The sequence below is a fragment of the Photobacterium sanguinicancri genome (assembly GCF_002265265.1).
Lineage (GTDB): Bacteria > Pseudomonadota > Gammaproteobacteria > Enterobacterales > Vibrionaceae > Photobacterium > Photobacterium sanguinicancri.
Genome location: NZ_NOIF01000288.1, coordinates 1 through 3,749, shown reverse-complemented (window position 1 = coordinate 3,749; position 3,749 = coordinate 1). Strand labels below are relative to the sequence as shown.

General features: G+C 36.9%; 4 protein-coding genes. 1 reads left to right on the top strand and 3 read right to left on the bottom strand.

Annotation, left to right across the window (positions count from 1 at the left end; translation table 11 throughout):
• The 3 genes from ASV53_RS25860 to wecB all read right to left on the bottom strand — a co-directional run.
• On the bottom strand, positions 1-306 hold a 306-nt coding region (locus ASV53_RS25860), incomplete at its 3' end, for a hypothetical protein (RefSeq protein ID WP_205049228.1).
• A gap of 69 nt (positions 307-375) precedes the next feature.
• On the bottom strand, positions 376-1,641 hold the full coding sequence (wecC, locus tag ASV53_RS23200; RefSeq protein ID WP_094958877.1) for a UDP-N-acetyl-D-mannosamine dehydrogenase: 1,266 nt from the start codon (positions 1,639-1,641) through the stop codon (positions 376-378).
• A 20-nt stretch (positions 1,642-1,661) separates the two neighbouring features.
• On the bottom strand, positions 1,662-2,786 hold the full coding sequence (gene wecB / locus ASV53_RS23195) for a non-hydrolyzing UDP-N-acetylglucosamine 2-epimerase (RefSeq protein ID WP_094958876.1): 1,125 nt from the start codon (positions 2,784-2,786) through the stop codon (positions 1,662-1,664).
• A 604-nt stretch (positions 2,787-3,390) separates the two neighbouring features.
• Between wecB and ASV53_RS23190 the strand changes: the two genes are divergently transcribed.
• Positions 3,391-3,749: Wzz/FepE/Etk N-terminal domain-containing protein (locus tag ASV53_RS23190; RefSeq protein ID WP_239928900.1), on the top strand; the 359-nt coding region annotated here is incomplete at its 3' end.

The window sequence follows — 3,749 nt, the reverse complement described above, 5'->3', positions numbered from 1 at the left end:
ATATGTTTTCTCTTCTGAATATACATTCCCAGCGGTCCAAATAAAACTTGAAGCACTATAACAAAGAAAAATTAGCACTAATGATAGATAGAAAACACCTACCTTTTCATGCTGGGCTCTCTTATTTTCAACCCCAATTATTAGTAGAAGAAAAAAAGAAGATACTAATGACAATGTAATATTCGAAGTATCAAAGAATGAGAATGGTGGCAATACTATATCAAAAGATTTACGCCCTAAAAAAAAGAGGCCTACCAGTAAAAAACAAGCAAGTATATTGTAGTAAGATTGTCGAGAAATGTTCATAGTTAAATTTAACAGCAGTAATTAATGTAGATAAAAAAGCCTCCACTAATGAAGGCTTTTTATTGCACCTTACCAAATACCTTTGGTATCGATGACTATACCTCTAGGTTTAGAAGACACTTTAAACTCTTTATGATCAACTAAGAGTACGTGAATATCAGCATCAGTTTCTGCCTTTTCAAATTCGAAAAGAACCACATTTTCAACATCACTGCTTAATGATTTAATATTCGGTTCAACAGCTATTACTCTGCCTGGATGAGTAATAGCAATTTTTTTACAAATAGATAGAGCTGGGCTTTCGCGTAAGTCATCAATATCCGGTTTAAACGCTAGACCATAGCAGGCAATAGTAACATCTTTCGCTGATTTAGAAGGATATTCTTGTAGATAATCTGCAATTGCAATTTTTACCTTATCAATAACCCAATCAGGCTTATTATCATTTACATTTCGAGCAGTATGAATCAATTTAGCAAGTTCTGGTGTCTTAGAAACAATGAACCATGGATCAACAGCAATACAATGTCCACCAACACCTGGGCCTGGTTGTAGAATATTAATTCTTGGATGACGATTTGCTAGCGAAATCAGCTCCCAAACATCGATATCTAATTGATCGCAAATTATTGATAATTCATTAGCAAAAGCAATTTGAACATCACGGCAACTATTTTCAGTTAGTTTTGCCATTTCCGCAGTGCGTGCATTGGTAATAACACAAGAGCCTTTTACAAAAGTCTTATACAATTCGACAGAACGCTCAGAACATTTAGCCGTCATACCACCTATAACACGATCATTTTCTACTAACTCTCGAACTACATGCCCAGGAAGAACTCGTTCAGGGCAATGAGCAATGTTCACGTCTGATTTATTTTCAGCATCCTGAGGGAAAACTAGATCCGTTCGAATATCAGCAAGCCATTTAGCCATCTGCTCTGTAGCACCAACAGGAGATGTAGATTCTAAAATAACCAAATCACCTTTTTTAAGTACAGGAGCAATTGCTTTACAAGCCGCTTCTATATAGCATAAATCAGGCTTAGGCACTTCGCCTTCTTTAGATGGCAGAAATGGCGTTGGAACTGCAATCAAAAATGCATCTGCAGGCTCTGGGCTTAGAACAGCTTTTAAATAGCCTTCAGATACAGCGGCACTAACAATCATATCTAAATCTGGTTCGACAATATGAATCTCACCACGATTGATTGTATCAACAGCATGCTGATTTACATCAACACCAATTACATTTATTTTGCGCGAGGCAAACATAGCTGCAGTAGGTAGACCAATATAGCCTAGCCCAATAACAGAAATTGTTTCAAATGACATAATCATGACCTAATTTAAAATTATTTTGCTAATTCATCTAAAATTCTTTTGCAGGCTTCTCCGTCACCATAAGGGTTGTGAGAAAAGCTCATGGCTTGATAGGCATCGTCGTTAGTTAATAGCACGTCTATTTCAGAGACGATTCTATCAATTTCGGTGCCAACCAATTTTACAGTACCGGCTTCAACGGCCTCAGGTCGTTCTGTGGTATCACGCATAACCAACACAGGTTTTCCTAATGACGGCGCTTCTTCTTGAATACCACCAGAATCGGTCAAAATAATCTTTGATTCACCCATTAAGTAAATAAATGGCAGATACTGTTGAGGCTCTATGAGATAGATATTATCAAAACCACTTAAAATTCTTTCGACTGGTTCACGCACGTTGGGATTCAAATGCATTGGGTACAAAATTTGAACATCAGGGTGTAATTTTGCAACCTGAGCAAGAGCTTGACAAATCCTTTCAAATCCGTCTCCGAAGCTTTCACGTCGATGACCAGTAACAAGAATTAACTTTTTTTCCTTATCCAAAAAAGGAAAAGTACTAGACAGTTTTTCTTTTAACTTAGCGTCTTGTTCAATTTTATCTTTCACCATCAAAAGTGCATCAATAACAGTATTACCCGTTACAGTGATGTCCTCTGAAGCAAAGTTTTCTTTTAACAAATTCTCTTTAGATGTAAGAGTCGGTGCAAAGTGATATTTAGTTAGAGTCCCAGTTAAACGACGATTTGCTTCTTCAGGCCAAGGTGAGTAAATATTACCTGTTCGTAACCCTGCCTCTACATGTCCAACCGCTATTTGTTCATAATATGATGCTAAACTTGCTGAAAATGTCGTTGCAGTGTCACCATGAACAAGCACAACATCTGGCTTAAAGTCAGTAAGCACAGGTTTAAGCCCAAGGAGAATTTTGCTCGTAACTTCATTGAGCGTTTGACCTTGTGCCATCACATCAAGATCGTAATCAGCTTTAATTTCGAATAGCTCCAGTACCTGATCTAACATTTCACGATGTTGGGCAGTAACACAAACACGCGACTCAAATCGCCCGTCTTCTGCTAAAGCATGTACAAGAGGCGCCATTTTTATAGCTTCAGGACGCGTTCCGAAAACGCTTAATATACGTCTAGTTTTCATTGACCTTCCAAACTGTGTTTCAAATTACGAACTATGACTAATATATCTAAATGTAAAGTCATCGCCGATTATTAGCGAAAAGTGCACTGCCCATTTACGAATGGATGAAACACTACAAAAAAGCGTGCAAAATAAAACACCTAAATATAAAAGTGCATGTATTACTATGAGTTACCTAAAATTCCCACTAAATGCCACTAAGGGATCAGCCAAGCTACCGCCCTTGAGTAAAGCTCTCAACCCGCTGTAACATACTTGCCGTGACAACAATTTGACCATTCAAACAGAGGCTAATGTTAGTTTTTAGGAGCCAGATCTTACATAAATCAGTCGAAACAATAAAGGTATTGATAGTAATAATGCTCGCTTAAGAGCGGTAGATTAGTGCTACTAAGCATTACAGTCCATATTAATGGGTGGTAAAGCAGGAAAAATAGAGTATTTGACTATTACCAAATCGACCTGCACTTCTCACTTTAGGCAAGACTTCAACAATATTCTTTGATAGCTTTGAACTTTCAATTTAGATAAAATGTGTTTAGTTATAGCTCAAAAAGCAAATGCTGATCTCAGAGCATCATCGTTAACCCATGGAAGTTTTATCGTGTCAATACAAAAAAAAGAAATGATCACTGACGAACACTTAGAAGTTCGCCCAAACAATCAGCAAGATAGCGCTGAACAATTTGACCTTTTTAACATTTTATGGGGAGCGAAAATAAAAATCATTTCTATTACCGCAATTTTCATTGTAGCTGCAGTACTTTATGCTGTAACAGCTCAAAAATGGTGGTCGACCCAAGCTATTGTTATACCAGCACAACTAAATGATTACTCGGAATATCGTAATCAAGTAAAACAATACCAAGCTATCTTTGATGTTTATCAGCAAGATGGAACTGTTCTGATTAACAAAGAATTAAATCAGTTAATTAAAAGTGAAAACATTTTTGAACACTTTAT